We start from the raw sequence: 26,976 nt of genomic DNA on the forward strand, positions 1-26,976 counted from the left end.
AGATAGGGATAATCCTGTATCACGAGCTAAAACTCTTTGGTTAGGGTATCCGTTGTCTGTAACTGCTAATTTTACTTTGGCAATGCAGTCATGACGAACTCTCAGTGATCTTGACATTGATTTTTGTTAAGTAGTTGTTCACTTAGTTATTCACCTATATGGTGGGATGTTGGTATTTTACGCAATTACTTATAACGTTAATTGTCTTTTTCCAAGCTAATAGATCAAGTAAGTAAATGTCAACTATGTACTTTAAGGCTGATTTATCATCTATCTAAAGATAGATATTTAAATCCTATTGCTATCCAGGCGATTACAAACTCAGTACAAACTCAGTACAAACTCAGTACAAACTCAGTACAAAACTATCTCTCAGGTATGATAATATTGAGAAAATAACCATTCACAATACACAGGGTTATCTCCATGGCAATTTCAACTTTCAGTAACACTAACTTCATCTCTATTCCAGACGGCGGGGCAAGTGATCCTTATCCTTCAATTATCAATGTTTCTGGAATCAGTGGTAGCTTGACTAAGCTAACAGTCACCCTGACTAACCTCAACCATACCTGGGCGAGTGACATTGATGTGCTTTTAGTAAGTCCAACGGGCGCGAAGAGCATCCTGATGTCTGATGTAGGGGCTGATTTTACGGGTTTAACCGACGTTACTTTGACTTTTGATGCCACTGCCACTTCTAGTCTTTCTGATTTTGATGCCATTAGCAGTGGTACTTATCGGCCAACTAATTTTGATTTTGATTTTGATGACCCCGACTTTTTTGACTTCCCTGCCCCCGAAGGACCTTACAATACAGACTTTTCTGTCTTTAACGATACTGACCCGAACGGTGAGTGGCGGCTCTACATCGTGGATGATACTCGTGGTGATATGGGAAATGTTGATGGTGGTTGGTCTCTCTCAATTGAAGCCGAGGAAGGCATCATCGATGGTAATGATAGTAATAACACCCTTGATGGTAATATACTTGATAACACTGTTAGTGGTTTTGGTGGCAATGACACCCTCAAAGGTAGTGCGGGTGACGACACCCTAGATGGTGGAGCAGGTAATGACACAGCAGACTATAGCCAACTTGGTCAAAGTATAACTTTTTCACCCACAGGAATCATCACTAAAGGTGGTGGACTGGGAAATGATCAACTGATTTCAGTAGAGACAATTATTGCTGATGCCAGTGCGGTTAATAATACCATTGATGTGTCTACTACGGAGAATGCAGCCTCTATCAACTTCAATTTACAAACCCAACAATTGACTATCAATGGTGTCGGAACATTCACAGTCACCAATTTTGATCATGTTCTGGGAACAAGTCAAAATGACACCATTATTGGTGATACTCAAAATAACCAACTCTCTGGTAATGCTGGTAATGACTCCCTCAATGGTGCTGCGGGTAACGACACCCTCAATGGTGGTGCGGGTACAGATACCTTAATTGGTGGTTTAGGTGATGATATCTATATTATAGATAGCGCCACTGACATCATTACGGAAAATGCCAATGAGGGTATAGATGGAATTCAATCCAGTTTCACCTACTCTATTGCTGCCAGGCCGAACATCGAAAACCTGACCTTAACAGGAACAACAGCGATTAACGGTACGGGTAACGCTGGTAATAATACCATTAGGGGTAATAGTGGTAATAACACCCTCAACGGTGGTGCGGGTAATGATATGCTATATGGGGATGTCGCAGATTACGGCGGATCTACCTTATTCAACTACAATGGTAATACATATCTGTTAAGCACTGCTGGAACATGGCAACAAGCTCAAACTCAGGCACAGAGTTTAGGGGGAAATCTTGTCACCATCAATGATCAAGGCGAGCAGGATTGGTTAGTCACTACTTTTGGTGGTAGTGAACAACTGTGGATTGGGTTTACAGATGAGGTGACAGAAGGCGAGTTTAAGTGGGTGAGTGGTGAAACCTCTACTTACACTAATTGGTATTCAGATGAACCAAATAATTCCGGGAATGAAGATTATGTGGGGATGAATTTCGGTGGTGCTGGTACATGGAATGACTACGGTAGTAGCACTTTACGAGGCATCATTGAAACCATAACTGGTAATGATACCCTCAACGGTGGAGCGGGTAACGACACCCTCGATGGTGGTGGGGGTATTGATGCTTTAATTGGTGGTACAGGCAACGATATTTACATTGTTGATAGTAGCACTGACATTATTGTGGAAAGTGCCAATGAAGGTACAGATGGAATTCAATCCAGTGTCACCTACTCTATTGCTGCCAGGCCGAACATCGAAAATCTGACTCTCACAGGAACAGCAGCCATTAACGGTACGGGTAACGTAGCTAATAACGTCATCACGGGTAATAGTGGTAATAACACCCTCAATGGTGGTGCAGGTAATGACACCCTTGATGGTGGTGCTGGTACAGATACCTTAATCGGTAGTTTGGGTAATGATACTTACATCGTAGATGACGCAAATGATATCATTACTGAAAATTCCAGCGGTGGTATTATAGATGCCATTCAATCTAGTGTTACTTACACTATTGCTCCCAACGTGGAAAACCTGACCCTGACAGGAACAGCAGCTATTAACGGTACTGGTAACGCGGGTAATAACGTCATCACGGGTAACGGTGCTGATAATACCCTTGACGGTGGTGCTGGTACAGATACCTTAATTGGTGGTTTAGGCAATGATATTTACATTGTTGATAGCACCACTGACACTATTACGGAAAGTGCCAACGGTGGTATAGATACCATTCAATCTAGTGTTACTTTGACTCTTGCTGCCAACTTTGAAAACCTGACTCTCACAGGAACAGCAGCCATTAACGGTACTGGTAACACAGTTAGTAACGTCCTCACGGGTAATGGTGCTAATAATACCTTAACTGGTGGAGCAGGTAATGACACCCTTGATGGTGGAGCAGGTAATGATAATTTGATTGGTGGAGTAGGTGATGATATCTACATTGTAAATAGCACCACTGTCACCATTACAGAACTTACCAACGGTGGTACAGATACTCAATCTACTAGTGTTACTTCGACTCTTGCTACCAACGTTGAAAATCTGACTCTCATAGGAACAGCAGCCATTGACGGTACAGGTAACGCAGCTAATAACGTCCTCACGGGTAACGGTGCTGATAATACCCTTGATGGTGGAGCAGGTAATGACACCCTGAATGGGGGTGAAGGTATTGATGATTTGATTGGTGGTTTAGGCGATGATATTTACTTCGTTGATAATAGCAGTGACAGCATTACTGAAAATGCCGCCGCTGGCACGGATACGGTTAACAGCACCGCTGATTATGATCTCTCTGAGAATATCGAAAACCTGATCCTGACAGGAACAGCAGCAATTAACGGTACTGGTAACACTGCTAATAACACCATCACAGGTAACGCTGCCGATAATGTCCTTGACGGTGATGCGGGTATTGATACTTTGATTGGTCGTTTAGGCAGTGATATTTACTTCGTTGATAATAGCAGTGACAGCATTATTGAAAATGCCAACGAAGGCATGGATACGGCTTACACCACCACTAACTATACTCTCTCTGCAAATATTGAAAACCTGAACCTGATAGGAACGGCTGCCAATGGCACAGGGAATGCTGGTAATAACATCATTACAGGTAATGAAATCAATAACACCCTTAATGGTGGTGCGGGTATTGATACTTTGATTGGTGGAGATGGTAATGATACTTACGTTGTTGATAGTACAACTGATATCATTACGGAGGAACTGGAGGAGGGTGCAGATACTATTGAATCTAGTGTCACTTTTACTCTTGCTACTGCTCCCAACGTGGAAAACCTGACCCTAACAGGAGCAGCTATTAACGGTACTGGTAACGCGGGTAATAACGTCATCACGGGTAACGGTGCTGATAATACCCTTGACGGTGGTGCTGGTATAGATACCTTAATTGGTGGTTTAGGCAATGATATTTACATTGTTGATAGCACCACTGACACTATTACGGAAAGTGCCAACGGTGGTATAGATGCCATTCAATCTAGTGTTACTTACACTGTTTTGCCTGCTAACGTGGAAAACCTGACCCTAACAGGAGCAGCAGCCATTAACGGTATAGGGAACGCAGCTAATAACGTCATTACTGGTAACGGTGCTAACAACACCTTAACCGGGGGGCTGGGAAAAGATACTCTGACTGGAGGGTTGGGAGTAGACCGTTTTGACTACCGTGTTTTAGCTGATTCTGTTTTCAGTAACAATATCAATAACAGTAACTTTGATGTGATTACTGACTTCAATGCTAATGATTTATTCCTTGTTTCCACTGCTCGCAACGGATTCTTTAATGCCGGATCTGTGATAGCACTTAATACAGCAAGCATTACAGCTAAGTTAACTCCTACTGCTTTTATAGCTAACTCTGCTGCTCAATTTACCTTTGGTACCCGTACTTTTGTCGCTATTAATGACGCTACCGCAGGATTTAATGCCACTACGGATGCCATTATTGAGGTGACAGGTTTAATTGGTACTTTAGGACCCAATAACTTTATCACTACCTTAGCGTAGCTTCTGGTATCATGTAGCTGAACCACGTTGTAGAGACGTTTCATGAAACGTCTCTACATCATCAAATTATCCTGTGATTGATGGGATATGATCAAGATTCAATTATTCATAACCGCACATTAGACAATTTACATGATTTGATAATATGGTGCGTTACTAATCGCTAACACACCCTACATACCATAAGTTAACCTATTTGTCAATGGTATATTTGTTCTAATAGTCAAAGTACATGATTTGCTGAATAATTTTTTCCCAATTGACTCTTTCAAACCACTCCTAATTTGTAAAGTTTTGTATATTTTTTCAAAATTTATCTCTGAAACGACTATAAATAAAGACTTTTACAGATCATCTTTTTAGCAGGGTACAAAATTGACAATAGTAACCCAATTATGAAATTCTCAATAATTCTAGCAAATCGCCGAAAGTATTGCAAGCTCGTTGCTAAATAAAAATTATTCTCAATTAATTGTTAAGAAAATCTCAAGTTGAATTTTCCTAAGTTCTGAATATTAAAAGTATTGTAGATTTTATATAAGTTATATTTATAATACATAAAAAATGATAAATAGGTTTGCTGATCAGATTTATGAATGATATAGAATAACAGAACTTACATATAAATTTACGTATAAATTACGGAAGAATGAACCACGAAGAACGCAAAGAACAGGAATTTAAGAGGGTTTGAGAGATATTTTGCGTAAGCCCGAATTTCCTCCATCCCAAAAAGACCACAGGATACTCACTCTCTTCCTGTACACAAACCCGGCATTTAGGGTATCTGCTAAATTATGTAAAACCCTTTGACGATGTTCTACAACAGAATTGTACCAACTTGTGTTCATTTATTGACAACTAACTAAAATCGCAAATAATACATTAACTGAGCGATCGCTTCCCCTGATAATTCTAACCGTTTTTGGAAATCCAGTAAACTTAGGTAAGGACCAGCAGCCAGTCTGTTTTCTATAACTGTCTGTGCGAGGGATAAATCAATAAAAGGAATTTTACACAACCCCTCAACCGTCGCTGTATTGGGATTAATTAGTTGGGGTTTATCTAAAGAATAATTGTCATAATAGTTAAATCTTAACAGAGGTTTTAGTGGTTCTAATCGCTGCACTGGTACACCCAAAGCCGCAGCCACATCTTCAAGACAATAAAATACTACACCAGCGCGGGAAAGTTCCACCAAAGATCGGCATTGATGAATTGATAACCCAGGTAAACGCAACCAATCATCCACCGTCGCTTGATTAGCATCAATCCCCAAACCCAATTCAGCCGCTATTTGCACTTCTTCACCGGATTGTAAACGATAGTAGGGGTCATTGAGTAATTTAACCCGGAGCTTTTGTAATTTCAGATTTAACGGTAGCCACTTATTCATATTTTTACAGTTATAAATAAGTGATTCTTACCTAAGCTAGTCATCATCAAATCGAACTTTTTTGTCACTTAGGAACGGAGAGGGAGGGATTCGAACCCTCGTATACATTACTGCATAACAGACTTTCCAGGTCTGCGCCTTCAACCACTCGGCCACCTCTCCAGGTGTCTCGCTTTACAATCCTACAACAGAATTTTCAAAAAAGCAAGCATTTTAAAAAAATATTTTTTTTCATGACTCCCTGACCTGAAAATGCCGGGTTTTCCACCTATTTTCTTATAATAGACTTTGACACCCCCTCAGCGGAAAAGCTAAAAATCAAAATGGTTCAAACCCACACCATTAAAGTTTATAATCGCCAAACTGGTATATCCCATACCCTGGAAGTTCCCGAAGACCGTTATATTTTGCACACTGCTGAACATAACGGGGCTGAACTCCCCTTTTCTTGTCGTAATGGGGCTTGTACAACCTGTGCGGTGAGAGTTGTATCAGGAGAAATTTATCAACCAGAAGCCATTGGCCTTTCCCCTGCTTTACGCCGTCAAGGGTACGCCTTATTATGTGTAAGTTACGCCCGTTCTGATTTAGAAGTAGAAACACAAGACGAAGATGAAGTTTATGAACTTCAATTTGGGCGCTTCTTTGGTAAAGGTAGAGTTAAAGCGGGTTTACCCTTAGATGAGGACTAATACTTTTTCTGTGTTCAAGTTAACAAATTTCATGGCGAGGACGATCTCTATTGTATTCCGTCTTCGCATTCCTGCGACAAAAATAAAAATAATTATATTGTTGAGTTTGTTATTTTTGGTGAGTTGTCAAAGCCAAAATAAATCCGCAACAATTCCCTCTGATGTCAAATTAGCGCGGGTTGTGAGTGGACAAACTTTGGAAGTGTTGGGAATGGAAACACAACCCAATTTAACCTCCCAAATCCGATTAATTGGTTTAGACGCTCCAGATCTGGGTCAAACTCCTTGGGGGGAGGATGCAAAAAAAACACTAGAAACCTTGATTGGTGGTGTAAATCAATCTCTAAAACTGGAATTTGACCTAGAAAACAAGGATAAATTTAACCGTACCTTAGCTTATGTATGGAAAGATCAACTATTGTTAAACGAAGAAATCATTAAACAAGGATATGCTTTATTTGTGGCGCGATCGCCTAATAATAAATATAACCAACGTTTGGAACACGCCCAACAATGGGCCAGAATCATGGGGAAAGGTATCTGGAACCCTGATCAACCTATGCGAATCACTCCTGGAGAGTATCGTCGTCTTTATCGTTAAATCCACTGACAACTGACAACTAACAAATATGCAAATTTTTCTAGATATTGCTACAGAAGCAGCCCTGGCCGCAGGTGTAGTTTTACAAGATTATTTAGGTAAATTAGAAAACACAATCACCGAAAAAGGCCGTCCGGGTGACTTAGTTACTGCTGCTGATAAAGCCTCAGAACAGGTAATTTTAGAAGTCTTGCGTCGTCATTTTCCCCAACACTCAATTTTAGCAGAAGAGTCGGGAAAACTGGGAAATCAAGACCATGATTTTCTCTGGGCTATTGACCCCCTCGATGGTACAACTAATTACGCCCATCAATATCCTTGTTTTGCTGTTTCCATTGGCTTATTGATTCAGGGTGTACCCAAAGTAGGAGTAATTTATGACCCTTTTCGTGATGAATTATTTCAGGCTGGGGCGGGTTTAGGTGCAACCCGTAACCGTCGTCCTATTCATGTTTCCCAAACAGCAGAATTAAATAAAAGCCTGTTATCCAGTGGATTTGCTTATGATCGTCGAGAAACCGCTGATAATAATTATGCTGAATTTTGTCATCTGACCCATCTTACCCAGGGTGTGCGTCGTGGTGGTGCAGCCGCCTTAGATTTAGCCTATGTAGCCTGTGGACGACTTGATGGTTATTGGGAGAGAGGAATAGCTCCTTGGGACGTTGTGGCTGGGATAATACTGGTTCAGGAAGCGGGAGGAAAGGTCACTGCTTATGATGGGACTCCGATCAAAATTGAATCAGGGAGAATTTTAGCTACTAATGGTCATCTTCATGATAGTCTCAGTCAAGAACTAATAAAAGTTCCCCGTTTATCTAGTTGGACATGATTTTGCTATGATGATTGTGGGTGAGAAACTTACTTTTTTTCATAAGTCGGTTAAAACCGACTTTTCTATATTAGAGAAGGAATTTATTCCCTGGAAGGAGGTTTGATATTATGAACTTAAAACCCATTAGAACATAAACAGATTATCAACAAGCATTAAAAGCAATTGAACAAATTTTTGATGCTCAACCTAATACACCAGAATATGAAAAATTAGATATTTTAACCACCTTAGTAGAAGTTTATGAACAACAAAATTATCCTATTGATCCTCCCTCCCCCATTGCCACAATATTATATTATTTAGAAAGTCGTAATCAGGGAATTTCTACTTTTATTGAAAACTTAAAACATCATGGAGTTAGTGAAGAAATAATTAATATAGCTTTAAAGGAAATGATTCACTGATTTCTGATGATGTACTTGCTACCATAAAAATAGAAACATTCACCTCACCTATCAACCATTCCCCAATTCCTGAGCGCGTTCTTTCGAGGCTTTAACAGCTTCCATAACAGCGGAACGGAAACTGGCCTTTTCCAACGCGCTAACACCAGCAATAGTCGTACCCCCAGGGCTGGTAACTCTGTCTTTGAGTTCAGCGGGATGGATTTTGGTTTCTTGTAACAGTTTAGCTGTTCCTAATACTGTTTGTATAGCTAGTTGTTGTGCCATTGCTCTAGTTAAACCCACAGCAACACCACCATCAGCTAAAGCCTCGATCATCAATGCCACATAAGCAGGTCCACTCCCAGACAAGCCTGTAACTGCATTCATCAAGGTTTCGGGAACTTCCACCACTTCCCCCACAGCGGCAAAAATCTTTTCTGCTATTTGTTTATGACTAGCGTAAGTATAAGCACCTAAAGAAATCGCCGTTATTCCCGCGCCTACTGTGGCGGGAGTATTAGGCATAGACCGAATTATCGGGAATTGGCTAAAGGCTGCTTCCAATTGTTTTAAATTTACACCCGCCAGTATAGAAATGATTACAGGTGAATTTTCTGCCGGGGAAATATCTGCTAATTCCTGAGCTACAGTAGTAAATATCTGGGGTTTGACTGCCAACATAACAGCTTCCTGTGCTTCCCCTAAAACCCGACTATTATCTGTAGTTACAGATATCCCATATTTCTGTTCTAAATAGCTGCGGCGTTCCCCTTGGGGTTCGCTGACTATAATTTCTGATGGTTGATAAGTACCAATTGCAATAAGGCGGGATAATAGGGCTTCTGCCATTATCCCACCACCAATTAAGCCAAATTTTATATTCATTGTCATTAGTCACTAGTTAGTAGTCAATTCTTAATAGTTAATTATCCTTGTTTAGGAAACGCTAGGGCGAATACAATTAATTGGGGATTTAAAACTATGAACTAATGACTAATTTAGCGCTACTGTGCCATGCGAGTGGGTTCATTTCCCCAAGCTGAAGTTGCTGTAGCTGCTGGACGGGCAGGACGGGCTTGGTTAATCGGTACTTCATGTACTAAACCGCTTTGGGTGCTAACTTGTACGCAACTGGGGGTAAATAAGAAGATGCTTTCGCCAATTCGCTCTTGATGTCCGTCTAAGGCATAAGTACCACCGGCAACAAAGTCAACTGCTCGTTGAGCTTGATCCGGGTCCATAATCGTCAAGTTTAATACTACTGATTTGCGTTCGCGTAAGGCCTGAATTGCCTGGGGCATTTCTTCAAATGTCCGAGGTTCTAAAACTAGAACTTCAGATATTCCATTAATTGCGCCGGGCATACCAATAACATTACTCATAGGTTTGGATACTGTTGGTGCTACTTCATCTGTAGTTGCAGGTGGATTTTCCCGCCAACGTCGAGGAGGATTAGTTTCCTGTGGGGCTGGCTGAGGATTGGGTTGTTGATAGACATTCTGATAATTATCGCCGGCATCGGCTTCTTCTTCGTAGTATTCGTATTCTACCTGCTCATTCAAACCGACAAAATCCCTGAGTTTAGAAAATATATTGGCCATGTTGTACACTCCCGGATGAAAATTACCCTAATTTTCCTGGCTATAAGTTGCATTTCGGCCCCTTGTAGCCAGTATTCATAACTATAGTAGATACTTGACTTAGAAATTGTACTACTTACTTTATTCTTTAGTACAAATGATCAATTATCAACAGATATTGATGTTAATGCTTGTACATTAACGAATCTATAACAATGAGTTAAGATTATAGCCTAATGATAATTAAAAATAAAGGTGGTCACACCCCTTTTACAATTCAGCATTATTTATGAGATTATAATATTCTTTGACAATTCTGGCGGACTTCAGTAGTTAAGAGTAAAACCCTTAATTGTCCAAGCCTCTGCGATAAAAATTAGTATCTAATTTAATTGCATACCGCTATATCAATAGCGGAGATTATAGATTCTCGAAAGATTGTCAATCCCTTCTACACTACCACAGCTACAGCGTTATCTATGGACGTTGTCCAAACAATATTGTACCTAATCTTACCATGGTCGCCCCTGCTTGCACTGCCAATTGGTAATCTCCAGACATCCCCATTGATAACTGCTGCATTGTAATATTTGACCAATTTTGTGATTGGATGGTTCGCGCTAGTTCGTAGGTACTATTAAACACCTTCAAGATTTCTTCAGATTCCAACCCTAGAGGCGGAATTGTCATCAAACCTTGAATTTGTAAATTTTGACATTGATTGAGTGCTTCCAAGTCAGCAAATAATTCTGGAATCATCCAACCAGATTTATTCGCATCGGGGAGAATTTTGACTTGTAAGCATACCTTTGGGGTCACTCCCAATTCTTGCGCTAGAGTATTTAAACGTTGCGCTAGTGCTAAGTTATCTACGGAGTGAATCCACTGAAATAGTTCTAAGGCTTTTTTAGCCTTATTACTTTGTAGATGTCCTATAAAGTGCCAGGTAATATCCGATAAATCTTGTAACTCGGCTTGTTTACTGGCAGCTTCTTGGATGCGACTTTCGGCAAAATCACGAATTCCTGCGGTGTATGCTTCCCGCATTAATTCAGTAGACACTCTTTTTGTCACAGCAATCAACCTCACCGTAGGGGGTAGTGAGGAGCGAATATTAGCAAGGCGTTGCCTACGGTGAGCGAAGCTATCGCTAATGGAATTAGTCATTGGAACGTGCGCTGAAATACACCTTGAAGTTGATCATACTCTTGGGAGTTACCACTGCGGCGCAAAATACGTAAACGATTTTCCAGCATCATTCTAGCTTCAGTGCGGCCAATGGGCTGAAATTTCAGGACTTTAAGTTCACTTGTTACCAGAAAAAATAGGCGTTGGGCATAGAGTGTGGTAAACAGATCCTGGTTCTCATCAACCATACTGATCCTATAGAGCAAACCCCAAGTTGGATGATTTAGGTAAGTTTCTGAGTTTTCTGGATTCATTTCCTAGTCAAGGTTGGGAGTATATAGGGTGTTTTGCAATCAACTAACATTCAGAGGATAGTACGTCCCTTCCGCCAAAATTTTCGTTGACAATGGGAAAATAACTATTTTATTACAATTTCCCACAGCTAACAATACTTTTTTGTCTTGGATCATAACCTAAGTTGATGCAGTATTGCCATGGCTGCCTCCATCGTGCCACAATTCTCCCTCAATGGCGCAAAGATGGACATTTACCCAGCCGGCATATAGCAGGAGTCAGGAATAAAAAAAATGCCAGAAGAAAGAAGAAAGAAATTTTTCCCCTATTCCCCTGACTTTTCCCTGTCACCGATTTCTCAGAGAGGGGAAATTTTTACCACCTAATTCAATTTCTCCAATCACACACCCAGCCTTTAACCTATTTACTAAATACTCCCAATCATTAGCAATAAAATTTGTCCCATGATCTGGTTCTACTAAGCTAATTAATTTGACATTATGAATGATTTGATCGCCTAAATTAGCAATTCCTAAAAAGTTTAAAACTCCTGATTCATAAGTTCCACAAGGTACAGCAGGATTATTCATCCCCACACAGTATTCATTGTCTTGAAACCAATCAAAATCAGGATAGCCATGAAAGTGAACTATGGGCGCACCATTTTTAATTAATTCTGGTGTGTACAAAGCCGCTGCTAAACTAATAGCTAACATCACATAGATATCATAGGAAGGTTTAATATCTGCCTTTTTTGATTGATTTCCTAATGGTAATTGCAGATGTAATGTATCTTTTAACCCAATGCGAAGGACATCACAATCAATATTTAAAGCTGTTTTATTTGCGCCAGAACGAGAACTAACTAGCCAAATATCAGGTATTTGTTTAAATCTATTTTTTGCGTTGATATTTAGTTTTAGATAACGTCTACCTTCTTGATTTTGACGAAGTTCATAAATACTAAATCCGGGTACAGGTAATAAGTTTTCCCATTCCTCAATAGTGATTTCTGGTTTACCTACATAATGAGGAGGTTCAGCATAAGCTACAAAACCATAAGATACTCCTGTTCTGCCATTAACGATCACATTGACAATATCTCTATGGGATTTTCTTTTAATAACTTTGTCTAATTTAAACCCCGCTGGAAATAAACCTGTAGATGCTAATTCTTCACCCATTTTCACCAATTTATGAGCATAATCTGATAAATGAGGATTATATTCTCCCAGTTGAAAACGGTTAATTAATAGAGGAGTAATAGGGACAAATATCTTAGGAATCAGAGATTTTAAGGCAAAATCCTCAACTTCATCCTGATTAAAGTTAGAATCAGAGAGATTCATATTCAGAATAGAAAATTTTTCATGGGATATACCAATAACAACTTCTGAAAAAGTTTTCACTAGTGTATTTATCCCCATGGGAATTTTTTCTGTATAAGGTGTAGTTGGGCTAACAAATTTATCATCTATATCAGTCAAGATTACTACTTGTGTATTTGTAGGATCTTCCACATATTTAGCTGCGTGATCTTCAGCCCAACTACTCAATTTAGCAATTTGCACAACAGACATTTGTTGTTTTTCCTTTAGCCATCTATAAGATAATTTATACCAACTTTCAGCGATAATTATTCCTAATTTCCTTAACCATGAATTTGGTCTTTCCACGTCTACAATAGCAGCAATATCTGCTTTGACTACCTGCATTTTTAAAGATTGATGCCAGTTAATAATAGGGATTTTCATAGTATGTTGTAATTCCATTGTCGCTTCTTTCCAGGGAATTACTTTCACACCATGCTTTTGCAAATAGAAAATTAATTGTTGACGAAATCTAATAATAGCTTTATTTTCATAATAATCAGGCAAAGGTCTAAAAGTAACCTTCAAATTTTCAGCCATGAATTTAGCATTAATAACTGGAGGTTGGTATCCAATGGGTGATTCTCCAGAAAAACCACCAATTAACTTACCAATAGTTTGTAAACTAATTCCTTGAATTAAACTTTGATTAGTATAGTTATCTGTAACATTCATTTCCTGAATTAATGCTAAAATATCTGCTTTATATCTAGCTATTTCTAATTGCATTTCTGGAGTAATTACACCTTGGGGAGAACGAATATTAAGTTTGCTATTTTCTGCCCAAAATAATACACCTTGTTGAGTAAGTTTGGCTAAAATTTCTGCTGCATTCATAACAAAATTTCTCGTATTTAAAAACAACAATTTAGGAAAGAGGACACCTGGCTGATAGGATTTTCCTAATCTAGCGAAGTGTCCCAATAATCAAGGAGGAAAAACTAGATTGTCAGTAATTAAACAGAATATGTAGAGATTATAGCTGGATAATTTCTGACTGTGAATTTTCTAATTCTTCAGATAGTCTAATAGAAAGTTCTTGAATAGTGGGATAATACCAAAGGTGAATAAGAGATAATTTGCATCCCAAAAACTTTTCGGCCTTACTAGCGATAATTATGGTTTGTGCTGAGTCCAAACCGTAACTATCTAAAGGTTCACGAATATCTATTTCTTCTGGGTTAACTGCTAATAAAGAGGAAATTTCGCAAACTAACCAAGCTTGGATTTTAGCTGTGTTATCTTGATTTTTAGATAGATAAGTGGATAAACTATTATTTAGTTTATTATTCATTTATGCAGCTCCTATTATTGACGAATGAGAGGAGATTTTCATCATATCTGATATACAATCATCTACAATTTTTTCCATAGTTTGACGATTAATTGCCGGTTGAGAAAACACAAAATTTAGGGTCATTTTTTCCTGAAAAGTAGCAGCATGAACAATAAACATTCCTGCATATAAAGCATGAGAACCAACAAAACTGATTTCTTTTAGTTCTAATTCACCATAAACACAGGGAATATTGACCTTACCAACATTAGAAACTGAGATTGTAGCCGATACTTGATTGGGGAAGAGCAAAGCAAAATTTATCAGGTGTTTAGCGAGAAATATCATGTTAAATATCTCCCCTTGATTTATTTTTTTATTTAAATCCTTTTTAATGTTCCGTGCTAATTCCCAAATACATATATTATTCTTAATTCTATAAAATCCCATCAAAGATGTTGCTAAAACTGCCATATTTTCCGCATTAATTTTAGGTTCTAACCTTTTTCTCAAATCAATATATGATAAACAACTAACTTTAATATGATCTTCATAGCTTTGAGTAATTTGTTTGCATACTGTTAACATTAGTGCCGCACATAAAGCACTTTGTACTGTAGTATTTTCTTGTCTACATTTTTGAATAAACCTTTGGGTTGATTCTTCGCTAAGTTGTCTATGAATAATTTCACAACGACGCTGAGAAATGGGAACATAATTTTCTACTTTTAATGTTTTTGGAGGATTCAAGTATTTTTGAAGTGCGATATTTAATAATAAAGCAATTCTAGATAGTTTGTTTTGAAAACTATTTGTCCATGACGGTAATAGTTTTTCAATGGGTGGGATATTTTCTAAAGTATTAACTACTGGAATAGATTTATCTTCAGTGATTTCTTGACAATAGGTTAAAATTTCTGAGTGAAGTTCGATGCTTGATAAACCGTCAGTAATAGCATGATGTGTAGTTGTAATCAGATAATTGATATTCGGCTCATTTAATACTTTTACAAGTACAACTCTTAGTAGATATTTACTACTATCAATTACTTGATTCATTTCTGCATTAACGACCGCTTCCCATTCCTGAATTTCTACAAGATTAACAACTCTTACAGGAAGTTTTCTTATACCTGCGGACTGAAAATAGTAGGAATTATCAGAGTTAATAATATGAGAATTAAGGACAGGATGACGATATTGAATAATATCTAAAGACTGTCTAAGAACTGTTTCTTGAATATTTCCCTGAATACGACTAATAGTAACTAAGTTCCATGTTTTAGCTCGTTGATTCAGGATTTCCATTGTTTGTTCTAGCTGTCCCAATTTCCTAAGTATAGCCACATTTATCACCCTTTGCTAAATCAGAAATATCAAAATAGTTGGTAGTGAGGGATTTATCCCTCACTATTAGCACCAAAGCACTAACTACAAACTTGCTTATTTATTTAAGTTAGATACTGGATGATATTGACTAAATTCTTCTGGCATTTGTAAACCTTGAATTTTCAAATTTTGAATGCGATATAAATAAGCAGCACCCGTCATAATTTGATCGGCTATATCAACTACTTGACGATTATTAATATCTGCTAAGTAAGAACCACGCACCCAATTATTAAAACTTCCCATTGCAGGTCCACACCAAATTTGATAGTCAATTTCTCGACCTTTTTCTCCAGTATTAGACCACCGAGAAGATAGTCCTAAATACCAGCGAAATATTAATGCCATTTTTACTTTAGGATTATTAGCTGCTTTGCTTAATTTTTCCGGGTGACGTTGAGATAAATAAGTAGCTGTTTCTTGCCAAATTTCGGAAATTGTTTTTCGCAGAATTTGTTTTTCTAATTTTTCTATTTCATCCGGGGGAATTTCTGCAATTGAATTATAGTTTTTGTATAATTCCCATAGTTTTTGAGCGCGGAGGGGAAAGAGAGTTCCTTTTTTAAGAACTTGTAATTTTATTCCCATTTCAAACATATCAGCCGCTGGAGCCATCATTACATCCGTCATTTCTGCTTCAGCTAATAACTTTTTTGTATATTCAGAAGTACCAGCTTCAATACAGGATTGATTAATAGAACCAGTGACAATATAAGCAGCACCCATCATTAAAGCTGCTAGTGCTGATTGGGGTGTAGAAATACCACCAGCTACACCAATTCTTACAGGTTTTTCATAATTATATTGACGCTGAATTTCATCTCTTAATTCTAAAATAGAAGGTAATAAACAAACCAAGGGACGATTATCTGTATGTCCTCCTGAATCTGCTTCTACAGTAATATCATCAGCCATAGGAATTTTAGCCGCCAGATTAGCTTGTAATTCGCTAATTAATCCTTGTTCAACTAATTGTTTCAGAATTTTTGTAGGTGCAGGTTGCAGGAACTTAGTAGCAACTTCTCGACGGGAAATTTTGGCGATAATTTTATTGTTAATTTCAATTTCATTAGCTGAATTTAAACTCAGACCAACAGACCGATAGTAAACTATATTATCACTCAAATCTAAGAATGCAGAGGCTTCAATTATTCTGATTTGATGCTGTAAATACAAATCAATTAAACGACGTTCAATAGCAGGTTCACTGGGACTATGAAGTAAGTTAAAAGCATAGGATTTGTTATGTAAAACTTGTTTAATTTTATCAATTGCTGTTTCTACACGATTAGGAGATAAACCTCCTGCACCAAAGGAACTTAAAATGTTGGCTTTTCCCAAAGCAATTACCATTTCTTCTGATGCAATACCCTGAGCCATTGCACCAGTCATATATGCGTATTTTACGCCATAAAACTCTAGAAAGCTTGGATCACCTAATTGATGAAACTTAATAGCAGGAACAGTTAAAAGCATTTCTAATTGCTTAGTTTTACCATTAGCACTATAGGATAAACTTCCGACATTACTAATCCCAATTTGTCCTTCTTTATTCAGAATATAACAAGGATAATCTAAATTCATCAGTTTATTTTTAATGTTCTCTGCATCGAAAGATACAGTATTTAAATCGCCTTGCCATCCTTGATAATTATTGTTCATTGCCGGAGAAAATTTGAGTTTTTGATGGTATTTGTTCAACATACTTTCGGAATTAAACACTTTATTTGACCTCAGATAACTAAACTATTGTGTATTTAAGTACGAGATGCCTATTCCACATCACAAAAAGCTAGATATTTACTTTTCTTTTCTTGTTTGTATGACCATTTTTTTGTATAAATCTAATTGCTGCTGGAGAAATAGGCTAAGTTCTTGAAGTGATCTTTGCCGAGACTGTAATAAAAAGCTGTGTGCTTTAGCCAAACGCAGATTATTATCATTTAAACCTTGATAATTAGGAAGAGATTTAATACTGCGTTCATAATTAAATAAGGAAGTATCCAGCAAAGATGATTGATTTTTGTAAGCAATGTCTTGTTCAAATTTGATATTAGCTAAGGAATATAAAGGTGATAAATCCAACTCAACTCGATGACTAAATAGTTTAGCTAATGCTTTAATAATAGAGGTGTGATCATCTACACCTCTTTTATTTAGAGATACAGTTAAATGTTCTTGATGTTTAAGAATTTCGCTAATCCAACGGCTACAATTACTACCAACACCGACTTCAATAAAGATTCTAATCTGATCATTATAGACATGATTAACTAAGCGCGGAAAATCAAGTTGTTGACAGAGGGCTTTGGCGATATTTTTGCCGATTAAATGACCATCAATTTTCATGGGTGCATATTCAGCAGCAGAATAGAAAATTGTGTTTGAATCTGTTTGAGTTGGTAAGGTATTAACTTTAACTAATTCATCATATTCAGATTGCATTGCTTCGCAATGAATTACATGATTAATTGATGTAGGAAAAGCGTCACATTTTAAAGTTTCAATCACTCTTTGACAAGCCTGAGTTTCACCAGCAATAACTACTTCTTCGGGTGTATTAATTAAAGGTATATAAACCAGGTTTTCATTTTTTAAAACTTCTTCTACTTGGGAATATGAACAGATTAAAATGTAGTTACTCCAAAATTCTTCGCCTTTATTTTCATCAATTAAAGGTAATCCCCAATGCTGACGAACTGCATTTTTAGGACCTGATAGCCGGGTTTTAAATAAAGGTGATGAATTCAAATAATCACTGGTACTTTTAAAGCTAGTCCAGATACCTTGGGCTAACATCATACTGGTTTCACCAAGGCTATATCCAAAAGCATAAGGTGATTGAATCTGGAAATAGTTTTTCAGAATTGCTGTCATTAATCCGGCAAAACCAACTTCTGATTCCAGCATAGAAACTGGATCATTTATTAATGTTTGTTCTATAGTTTCTAGTTGTCTTTTTGATAGTTTATCAATACTACGAGGATAGAGAATTTTTTCAATATTAGCGACTCGATTATAAACACTTTTAATGACAACATCATTATGTAGTTCGGGAAAAAGACGGAAAATATTTCTGCCTATTCCTATATAAGAAGTAAAAGAACCAGGATAAACAAAGGCAACATGACCTTTTTTTCCTTGGGGATTAACTGTAAAATAACTACCAAGGGGAGTTTGCCAATCTTTACCAGTATCGAAAGCAATATTTACTCCCTGAATTGCCCTTTCAATTTCTCGTTTTAATTCCTCTGGATGTCGTGATAGAATTGCTAAAGCGTAAGTTGATTTTTGATATCGCTGATATTTTTGAAAATAATTACTAGCCAGTTGATCTAGGCAAGAAATACCTGTAATATTTTCTTGAAGTGCGGTAATTTGTCTTAATAAAGAAGCAGGATCATCTCCTGCAATAGTAAATAAGTAATAAGGCATTTGTTCCAAATATTTACTATTACGTTCTCTCTGGCTGATTTCTTCTGACAAAATTAAATGTCCATAAGTATTATCTTGATTATCTTCTTCCATCATATTTACCGCAGCTATTCTTTTAGTTGCACCAGGTTCTAAAAACCAAGGTTTTGATTCTACTGCTACATAAAAAGGACTTCCCCGCCAAATTTCCGGCTGTTTAGGATTTGACCAATGGGGAACACCGGGAATATAACGATGATATAGACAAAGCGCAGTTTTGATGAGACTAAATATACCAGCAGTTACTTGTGTATTGCCAATATTTGCTTTAACGCTACCCATAGCACAACTGAGATTTTCTTTCTCTGTCTGATAAGCTGATATTAAACCTTGAATTTCCGCTGTATCTGCGTTAAGAATCCCACTAGCAACAACTTCTAAATAACCAATATCTGCGGCTTTAATATCTGCTATTTGAAACCCTTCCTGACAAACTTGAGTAACAACTTCTGGGTGATTTGGAGAATGTTTCACCACACTCAAACCATCAATAACTGCATAGATGCAACGATTTTGTTGTTTAGCTGTTTCATGTAATTCTAATACCACTGCGGCTACACCTGCTGTTTTAATTATATCTTTGGCATTTTCATCATAACTAAAAGTATATACACCTGTATTAACTTCCATTAAGTAATTTCTATCTATTCCCACAATTAAAACAGCTTCAACTTGTTGATTACTTAATAATTTTTGACTCATATCTAAAGCTGATAAGAGCGATTTTTCTACCGACAAAAATCCTACTTCCGCAGAAATATAACTAGCTAAAGTAGAATTTTCTAGAGGAGAAATAATAATTAAGCCTATTTTTGTTTCTGGCTTAATTTGAGCATCTTTAAGAGCAGAATTGATCACTTCTCGACTTAATGGACTTTGCTGATAATCTTCAGATCTAACTGCATCTTGCTTAGTTTCATAAATTAGTCTTTCAAATTTATTTAATGTTGATGAATTACTAATAAAACAATCCATACCAATAATTGCTAACTTGGGATTTTGTGCCATTAATTTCATGATCATTCTCCATATTTTAGAATTAAAATCACCTTTTACGCAAAGGTAAAAAGGAGCAAAAGCACCAAGTTTTAGAACTTTAATTTTCCCTGCCCCTTTGCGTCTCTGCGTGAAAAATATCTAATATTTTGCTATTTGTCTAGGTAAAATTGTTCCTTTTGCACCAATCATCCGATTATAAATTTGTCCTTGACGATTATAAGTAATCACATCTGTAATTACCGAAGATTCTGTTTTTGATTTCACCTCACAAGTAACATAAAATGTTTCACCAAAAGGCACTTTAGCAAATTGTTCAAAGTTGTTAATTTCTGATGGTAAACAGCCAACTTGATGAAAATGTTGAGTCCAAATCCAAAGAGAATGAATCTGGACATCTGCTATATAGGGATTAAATGTTTGGACGGGAAATTGTCCTTGTTGTTTTGCTGTCGGTTCTGATAAAAAGCATTCAATTGTTATCTGGCTAGGACTAGTATTTAAAACTGATTTTACACCTTGAAAAGTGCCTCCATGAAATAGGCTAGAAGCATTTACTTGATACAATTCTTGATTATTTTTTAGCAAATTTTGATCCTGATTAAAGTTCAAGCTTCCATAATTTGCAAAGGGGGGAATTTCTCGTTTGAGAATTAAATTTGTACTAAAATGATAGCGGATTTTTCCATCTGGCGTTTGACTACTAATTTTAGCAGCAAATTCTATTTCTTGATTTTCATGTTTCGCAAGTTCTTGAATTTCTAAAACATATTCATTTGCTGAAGTTTCATCAAAAACTATGCCCTTTAAAACTTTGAAATCTGAAGCAATAAAAGCTGTAAATCCAGGATATAGTTGTTCACAAGCATTTGTCATCCATAATAACCCACAGGTAGCGGGAAGTACAGGACAACCAGCGATAATATGATCCTGTAAAAATGGGTTTTCTGCTAATGTTAATTGGCGTTTAATGCGATAGGTTTTTAACTCATTAGATAAGGTCGAGGGAATATAAACTAAGGGACTACCAATCACTAATTGCACTGTATCTTGATTAGGGTTTGTTAATTCATCAATTAATATTTGCGTTCCTGTTTCTATGGTAATAGTCTCAATTCCTCTTTCCGCAAAAGCTTTTTTTAATTCTGGTGATACCATGCCACTTTCCCAAGGTCCCCAGTTGATAGCCATGACATGACAATTGGGGTAATTATGTTTAATTAAATGGGCTGATTTGTTGAGTATTTCATTCGCTATGGCATAATCTGATTGTCCCACATTTCCATAAAATCCGACTACAGAAGAGAACAAAACTAAATATTGTAATTGACTGGCTGGTACACAGCTTAAAAGATTTTTTAAACCTTTAATTTTAGCTGCATAAACATTTTCAAAATCCTGAATTGATTTGTTTTCAATGCGTTTATCAGCTAAGTTTCCTGCACCATGAATTATGCCAGTTACTTGCCCAAAACGTGCAATTACATCTGCCAATTTTGATTCTAATAATACTGTATTGGTAATATCTACACTCAGATATTCTGCTTGTCCTCCTGCTTGTTCAATGGCTTTGAGAGTATTTTTAATTTCTCGTTGTGAGGAAATAAGTTGATACTTTTTCTGTACCATTATTGGTGTTGGTTTTTCCCCTTGGGCTTGGAAATCTTCTAAAATTCGCTGTTTTAATTCCGCTTCATTTTTACAATTTTCTGCCCAAACAGGTTCAGGTTCTGTACTGGAACGCCCTAAAAGAATAAATTTACATTGATATTTTTGGGCGATTTTAATTACACATTGGGCTGTGATTCCTTTCGCACCACCACTAACTAAAAATACTTGATCTTTAGTAATCTCTCTCAGAGAATTTGTGCTTGGTAATGGGGTGAAATCTGCAATTAAGTTAACTCTACCTTGGCTGCTGTACCCTACTTCTTGAATTAACAAGTTTGGATCATGAATTTCCGCGATAATCTGTTTAACAGATGTTTCTAAATCTAAGTCTGGATTTAAGTCAATGGAACGACAGAATACATTTTCCCATTCTTGATTAATACTCTTACTCAGTCCAAATAATCCTCCCGCAACAGCACTAAATTTATTGGTTTCTCCTAATCCAAATTTACCATCTAAATGCGCCACATTAATAAAACAACTGCGTCCAAATTTTGCGGCTTCGTTGAGTGATTCTTTCAGGTGTTTGGCGATTAAAAAAACGTGACGAAGAATAGATTTCTCTATGTCTAATGGTGTTAATGGGTGGAGGTGAATAAATGCAGCTACAGTACCATAATTATCATTAATTTGTTTTAACTGTTGTTGTAAAGTGTCTTCATTCCAATCAGTTAAAACTACTCTATTTATTCCTTGATTAACATTTGGTTCGATACCAGGAAAACTTAAAATTACTGTTTTCCAGCCTTTATCTATCAAACTTTTTGCTAATTTCTCAGTAATAAAAGAACCATTATCAGTTATTAATGCAACATGGTTATCAGCAACAGAAAATTCTAAACTGTCAGGTGCAGGAATTTGCTGTAATTTTGCAATACTGCGGCGGATATTTGGCTCAGATGTGGTTTTTGTTATCTCTACTATTTCTTCAGTTAATAACTTAGTAATTCTCTGGGCTTGCTGCTGCATATAACTAGCAATTTCGCCCAAATTTCTCAATTCTCCAATTTCTTCAGGGTTGGGTTTAGGTAAGTCAGGATATAGTTCTAATAAACTTCCTAAAATTTCTACCTTTTTGATGGAATCAATTCCTAAATCTGCTTCTATATCCATTGACATTTCTAACATTTCTAACGGATAACCTGTTTTTTCACTGACTATGTTTAATAGGTTTTGACTCAGGGTAGCTTTATCTATGTTAATTGGGATTTTGGGAACTACGGTAATAGTTTTTTCTGTGTTATTGATGAATGGGATGATTTTTTCCTCACCCAGAGGCGCAGTGACGCTGACAGTTTGCGGCTGATTTACATAATTAATGGCTTTTTTTTCTGAAGTTAGTAAATGAAAATGTTGTTGCAGAAGTTGAAAATAGTTCTGGGTATATTCCTGTTGATATTTGAGATATTTTTCATGAATACGCAGAGTATCACCTTGATGATCATGAAACCGCATCATGTTACGTTCAGAACTGGAAATTATTAATTCTTGAATTTTGGCTTGATGTTCTGTAGTTTCACTATTTTCTAATAATGAATACTGTTGCTGCATTAATTGAGAAAACGTTTTTGTGTATTCTGCTTGGCTGTGCAATGACTGTTCATGAACGTGAATAATATCCCGTTGTTGTTGACTAAATTCTGTGATAAAATTTTCTAAGCTATGAATAACTTTTTCATAATTTTGGGGCTGAATTTCTGCTTCTTCTAATTTTTCATTAAATGACGTTACAGGCTTTTCGTTAACTGTTGGTTGAGGTGATACAACGCTTATATGAGAACCGTTTTCTAAAGCTTTTGCAAAGGCTTTTTGAGTTTTTTCGGTAATATTTGTACTATTTAATCTCACGTTCAAAACTTGTTGTTGGGGAACTTCGGTAATTTTAGTTGGGACTTGGTAGGGGTCTATATTTTGCAAAGATAACCCAGCTACTTGCAATTGAACTATGGCTTGTCGAAGAATTTTATCGCTATCTTTAGTATGACTTGCATTGACAGCTATAGCTATGTGGGGTTTATCACTCAAAATCTCTTTCACTAAATTAGTAAGGACATTTTTGGGACCAAATTCTACAAAACAGTAACCACCAGCAGCATAAATATTTTCAATTTCCTGCTGAAATAATACCTGATTTAACAATTGTTCTTTAAGAATTTTTTGGATAGCGTGGGGTTCTTGAGGATAACATTCACCCGTGATATTTGTATAAACGGGAATTTGGGGTTCGTTAAAATTTACTTTTTCAACAGCTTGGGCAAAAGGTTTTTGGGCATGAGATACTAATGGTGTATGAAATCCTGCGGAAACTGCTAATAAAAAAGTAGAAAATCCTTGATTTTTGAGAAGTTCTTGTACTTGCTTAATTTCGGTTTTCTTCCCAGCTAATACTACTTGTTTCTGAGAATTTCTATTAGCAATAACTACTTGGGGGAAGTTTTTGATTACTTCTATTATTTGACTAATATCTCCTTTAACAGCTAACATTTCTCCCGCATCAAAATTAGGATTTACAGGTGCAGCCATAGCTTGTCCTCTAGCTTTTGCTAAGAACAAATAATCCTCTTCACTTAATACACCCGCAACCCACAAAGCTGTTAATTCACCGAAACTATGACCGGCAACAAAATCAGGTTTAAATCCAGCTTGTTGCAATATTTTATATAATCCCACACTAAACACACCAATTGCCGGCTGTGCATATTCAGTTTTATGCAATGTTTCTAACTGAATTTGCTTTTGTGCTTTATCAATAACTGGTGGGGGAAATACTACTGCTGATAAAGATTGTAAACCGTCTTCACACAACAGACTATCTATATGCGTATATGTTTGCCGCAAACAAGGAAAATTCATTACCAACTCCCGCCCCATTTCTAAGTATTGTGAACCCTGTCCAGAAAACAAAGCCACCACTTTACCCGTCATATCTATCCCCGTTTGACGGTAGTAAATCCCTTGAGGATGTTCCCATGATTGGGCTTCAGGCTTCTGTTTTAGCCCTTCAATCGCAATTTTCAGTAATTCCTTCCCTTGGGCTAAATCATTGGCTACAAAGCCAATTCTGGCGTAATTAAGGGGAATCTTGCCAATCTGAGAATCAGTAATTAATTGTTGATAGTGTTTTTCTTTGCTCTCACTCTGTAGCTGTTGGTGGATTTGCTGACAACGAGACAACAAAGCTGAAGCTGTGGGGGCAAATAGTAGCAAGGATTGTGGAGTATGGTGTAAACGGTACGGGTGATGATGTTCATGTTCATATTCTTCTAAAACAACGTGATAATTTGTACCACCGAATCCAAAGGCACTGACTCCAGCCCTTCTCGGTTGGGTAGGATGACTTACCCAAGGTCTCGTCTCCGTATTTAAGTAGAATGGTGAGTTCTCAATGTTCAGTTTAGGATGGGGCTTACTGATATTAATTGTCGGTGGTAAAACTTTATGGTGTAACGCCAAAGCCGCTTTAATCAGACTAGCCGCACCAGCAGCAGCTTTAGTATGTCCAATCTGGGATTTAACAGTTCCTAAAGCGATATGCTGTTTTTTGGGATTATTTTCACTAAAAACGGTGGTAATTGAGCTAAATTCTGTAGGGTCTCCTACCATCGTTCCTGTACCATGGGCTTCAATTAAGCCTATACTGGCTGGATTTACTCCTGCTTCTGTATATGCACGATGCAAAGCATTTATTTGTCCTTCGGGACGAGGTGCATAGATACTTTTATACTTACCATCGCTAGAACTGCCAACACCTTTAATAACTGCATAAATGCGATTGCCATCTCGTCGAGCATCTTCTAAACGTTTAAGTACCAGCATTCCCACGCCTTCACCTAACATCATTCCATCAGCATCAGCATCAAAAGGCTTCACCTTATCCCCAGGAGAAACAGCTGGGGTTTTGCTAAAGCACATATACGCGAAAATAGAATTATCAGTATCCACACCGCCAGTTATCATCATGTCGGCGCGATATTCCGTTAATTCGCTAATAGCCATCCTTAATGCGCCTAGTGAACTTGCACAGGCTGCATCTACTACGCAATTCATTCCTCCTAAATTTAAACGGTTAGCAATACGTCCAGAAATGACATTAGCTAACATTCCGGGGAAGGCATTTTCCTCCCATTCTACATATCCACTTTTGATTTTTTCAATAATTTTCTGACTATCTTCCTCGGATAAACCACTATTTTTGAGAACCTTTTTCCAAAGAGGATATTGTAATCTTGCACCCAAAGGAACAGCCAATTGTCTACCAATTGCTACTCCTAATATTACCCCTGTTCGTTCATGATTAAATTGGCGAGATGCACCATAACCAGCATCTTCCATTGCCTCTTTTGCCACTACCAAACCGAGTAATTGCGAAATATCTGTCACCTCTAAAATATTAGGAGGTAAACCAAATTCCATGGGATTAAAATCAATATCTGGCAGAAAACCACCCCGTTTACAATAGGTTTTATCCTGGGCTTTGGGGTCAGGATCATAATAATCATCTATCTGCCAACGAGAAGGAGGAACATCAGTAATACAATCCACTTTCTGGATAATATTTTGCCAGTATTCCTGTAAATTCTTCGCTTGGGGAAAGATAGAAGCCATGCCAATAATGGCTACATTAGTAGTTCGCAATTTGGCATGAATTTTATTTTTAATTTCATCTTTAATCTTTGTGGTATCAGGCATATCTTTTTTCACCTTTATCATCTTGATTACAGACTTTTCACAGTTACTAATTTCAGATTGTAACTGTGCGAAAGCGGCTTCAAATTTGGAAGCAGCCATAATCATATTTCACTCTTTTGATCGGGCAGTCGGTTAATAGAAGGTTTTGAAAATTTAGTGAATTTCAGAAGATATGACTTTTATTCATTTAGGCATATCCAAACTATTGATTTTCGTCTTGAACAGTGGTGACAACCCTATTACAACTCATTAGCAACTTACGTGCAACTTGGAAAAAGTCTTGCAAATGTAAAGTTGATAGAGAAGTCAGACAAATATTTTTGCTTATCCAATACAATCATTATTATCTAGGTTTTAGCCATTTTGACCAAAGTTGCATATATATTGCATATCTTTTTAATATAAATGAAGTAGCCGATTTAAAATAGTGTTTTTAACATCAAGAGTTTCAGATATCTTGAAGAATTGTATTTATTGCTAAATTCTGCATTTTTACATCTATCCTCAGAAATATATTTTCCTGGCTGTAAAATTTGTCACCACAAAATATATCTTAGGAATTAAAAAATATTTTTCAATTTATTTGAGTCCAAAGTTTGAGATAATAAAAATTAA

The 26,976-nt window shown here is 37.0% G+C and carries 15 protein-coding genes and 1 tRNA gene; 4 read left to right on the forward strand and 12 right to left on the reverse strand.

Annotated features, from left to right (window positions below; translation table 11 throughout):
* Positions 1 to 426: 426 nt before the first annotated feature.
* Positions 427 to 4,584: an S-layer family protein gene (locus H6F39_RS12440; protein WP_190396795.1), complete on the forward strand. Its 4,158-nt coding sequence runs from the start codon at positions 427 to 429 to the stop codon at positions 4,582 to 4,584.
* A gap of 865 nt (positions 4,585 to 5,449) precedes the next feature.
* Here the strand turns inward: H6F39_RS12440 and H6F39_RS12445 are convergent.
* Positions 5,450 to 5,980 (reverse strand): ComEA family DNA-binding protein, encoded by a 531-nt coding sequence (locus H6F39_RS12445; protein WP_137906790.1) that lies wholly within the window; start codon positions 5,978 to 5,980, stop codon positions 5,450 to 5,452.
* A 75-nt stretch (positions 5,981 to 6,055) separates the two neighbouring features.
* Positions 6,056 to 6,142 (reverse strand) — tRNA-Ser (locus H6F39_RS12450).
* Positions 6,143 to 6,303: 161 nt separating this feature from the next.
* Between H6F39_RS12450 and H6F39_RS12455 the strand changes: the two genes are divergently transcribed.
* The 3 genes from H6F39_RS12455 to H6F39_RS12465 are packed head-to-tail and all read left to right on the forward strand — an operon-like array spanning position 6,304 to position 8,105.
* The gene (locus tag H6F39_RS12455; RefSeq protein ID WP_028082833.1) at positions 6,304 to 6,672 is read left to right on the forward strand and encodes a 2Fe-2S iron-sulfur cluster-binding protein; all 369 of its coding nucleotides are present in this window, start codon (positions 6,304 to 6,306) and stop codon (positions 6,670 to 6,672) included.
* Positions 6,673 to 6,703: 31 nt separating this feature from the next.
* Positions 6,704 to 7,273, forward strand: coding sequence for a thermonuclease family protein (locus H6F39_RS12460; protein WP_228036446.1), 570 nt, complete (start codon positions 6,704 to 6,706; stop codon positions 7,271 to 7,273).
* 28 nt (positions 7,274 to 7,301) lie between these two features.
* Positions 7,302 to 8,105, forward strand: a complete 804-nt coding sequence (locus H6F39_RS12465) for an inositol monophosphatase family protein (RefSeq protein ID WP_137906792.1) — start codon at positions 7,302 to 7,304, stop codon at positions 8,103 to 8,105.
* Between the two features lie 458 nt (positions 8,106 to 8,563).
* On the opposite strand, the gene proC is transcribed toward H6F39_RS12465, so the two are convergent.
* The 10 genes from proC to H6F39_RS12515 form a co-directional block, all read right to left on the reverse strand.
* Positions 8,564 to 9,379 (reverse strand): pyrroline-5-carboxylate reductase, encoded by an 816-nt coding sequence (proC, locus tag H6F39_RS12470; protein ID WP_190396796.1) that lies wholly within the window; start codon positions 9,377 to 9,379, stop codon positions 8,564 to 8,566.
* Between the two features lie 119 nt (positions 9,380 to 9,498).
* On the reverse strand, positions 9,499 to 10,095 hold the full coding sequence (locus H6F39_RS12475; protein WP_190372443.1) for a cell division protein SepF: 597 nt from the start codon (positions 10,093 to 10,095) through the stop codon (positions 9,499 to 9,501).
* A 456-nt stretch (positions 10,096 to 10,551) separates the two neighbouring features.
* The gene (locus H6F39_RS12480) at positions 10,552 to 11,241 is read right to left on the reverse strand and encodes a YggS family pyridoxal phosphate-dependent enzyme (protein ID WP_190396797.1); all 690 of its coding nucleotides are present in this window, start codon (positions 11,239 to 11,241) and stop codon (positions 10,552 to 10,554) included.
* The gene (pipX, locus tag H6F39_RS12485) at positions 11,238 to 11,516 is read right to left on the reverse strand and encodes a transcriptional coactivator PipX (RefSeq protein WP_028082939.1); all 279 of its coding nucleotides are present in this window, start codon (positions 11,514 to 11,516) and stop codon (positions 11,238 to 11,240) included. Before pipX ends, H6F39_RS12480 begins: the two co-directional genes overlap by 4 nt.
* Positions 11,517 to 11,843: 327 nt before the next feature.
* A complete protein-coding gene (locus tag H6F39_RS12490) occupies positions 11,844 to 13,703 on the reverse strand; it encodes a hypothetical protein (protein WP_190396798.1) in 1,860 nt (619 codons plus the stop codon).
* Between the two features lie 139 nt (positions 13,704 to 13,842).
* Entirely contained in the window at positions 13,843 to 14,160 is a 318-nt protein-coding gene (locus tag H6F39_RS12495; protein ID WP_190396799.1) for an acyl carrier protein, read from the reverse strand.
* Positions 14,161 to 15,489: a condensation domain-containing protein gene (locus tag H6F39_RS12500; protein ID WP_190396800.1), complete on the reverse strand. Its 1,329-nt coding sequence runs from the start codon at positions 15,487 to 15,489 to the stop codon at positions 14,161 to 14,163. It abuts the gene before it with no gap.
* A 96-nt stretch (positions 15,490 to 15,585) separates the two neighbouring features.
* Entirely contained in the window at positions 15,586 to 17,235 is a 1,650-nt protein-coding gene (locus H6F39_RS12505; RefSeq protein WP_137906798.1) for a PfaD family polyunsaturated fatty acid/polyketide biosynthesis protein, read from the reverse strand.
* Between the two features lie 96 nt (positions 17,236 to 17,331).
* A complete protein-coding gene (locus tag H6F39_RS12510) occupies positions 17,332 to 20,022 on the reverse strand; it encodes a PfaB family protein (RefSeq protein ID WP_190396802.1) in 2,691 nt (896 codons plus the stop codon).
* 120 nt (positions 20,023 to 20,142) lie between these two features.
* Positions 20,143 to 26,460: a type I polyketide synthase gene (locus H6F39_RS12515; RefSeq protein WP_190396803.1), complete on the reverse strand. Its 6,318-nt coding sequence runs from the start codon at positions 26,458 to 26,460 to the stop codon at positions 20,143 to 20,145.
* Between the last annotated feature and the right edge of the window lie 516 nt (positions 26,461 to 26,976).

Origin of the sequence: Dolichospermum sp. FACHB-1250 (genome assembly GCF_014696335.1) — a bacterium.
Lineage (GTDB): Bacteria > Cyanobacteriota > Cyanobacteriia > Cyanobacteriales > Nostocaceae > Dolichospermum > Dolichospermum planctonicum.

What these genes read in the sequence shown, in the direction of transcription:
- H6F39_RS12440 (WP_190396795.1), top strand. Translation starts at nt 427, where the DNA reads ATGGCAATTTCAACTTTCAGTAACACTAACTTCATCTCTATTCCAGAC.
- H6F39_RS12445 (WP_137906790.1), bottom strand. Translation starts at nt 5,980, where the DNA reads ATGAATAAGTGGCTACCGTTAAATCTGAAATTACAAAAGCTCCGGGTT.
- H6F39_RS12455 (WP_028082833.1), top strand. Translation starts at nt 6,304, where the DNA reads ATGGTTCAAACCCACACCATTAAAGTTTATAATCGCCAAACTGGTATA.
- H6F39_RS12460 (WP_228036446.1), top strand. Translation starts at nt 6,704, where the DNA reads ATGGCGAGGACGATCTCTATTGTATTCCGTCTTCGCATTCCTGCGACA.
- H6F39_RS12465 (WP_137906792.1), top strand. Translation starts at nt 7,302, where the DNA reads ATGCAAATTTTTCTAGATATTGCTACAGAAGCAGCCCTGGCCGCAGGT.
- proC (WP_190396796.1), bottom strand. Translation starts at nt 9,379, where the DNA reads ATGAATATAAAATTTGGCTTAATTGGTGGTGGGATAATGGCAGAAGCC.
- H6F39_RS12475 (WP_190372443.1), bottom strand. Translation starts at nt 10,095, where the DNA reads ATGGCCAATATATTTTCTAAACTCAGGGATTTTGTCGGTTTGAATGAG.
- H6F39_RS12480 (WP_190396797.1), bottom strand. Translation starts at nt 11,241, where the DNA reads ATGACTAATTCCATTAGCGATAGCTTCGCTCACCGTAGGCAACGCCTT.
- pipX (WP_028082939.1), bottom strand. Translation starts at nt 11,516, where the DNA reads ATGAATCCAGAAAACTCAGAAACTTACCTAAATCATCCAACTTGGGGT.
- H6F39_RS12490 (WP_190396798.1), bottom strand. Translation starts at nt 13,703, where the DNA reads ATGAATGCAGCAGAAATTTTAGCCAAACTTACTCAACAAGGTGTATTA.
- H6F39_RS12495 (WP_190396799.1), bottom strand. Translation starts at nt 14,160, where the DNA reads ATGAATAATAAACTAAATAATAGTTTATCCACTTATCTATCTAAAAAT.
- H6F39_RS12505 (WP_137906798.1), bottom strand. Translation starts at nt 17,235, where the DNA reads ATGTTGAACAAATACCATCAAAAACTCAAATTTTCTCCGGCAATGAAC.
- H6F39_RS12510 (WP_190396802.1), bottom strand. Translation starts at nt 20,022, where the DNA reads ATGAAATTAATGGCACAAAATCCCAAGTTAGCAATTATTGGTATGGAT.
- H6F39_RS12515 (WP_190396803.1), bottom strand. Translation starts at nt 26,460, where the DNA reads ATGGCTGCTTCCAAATTTGAAGCCGCTTTCGCACAGTTACAATCTGAA.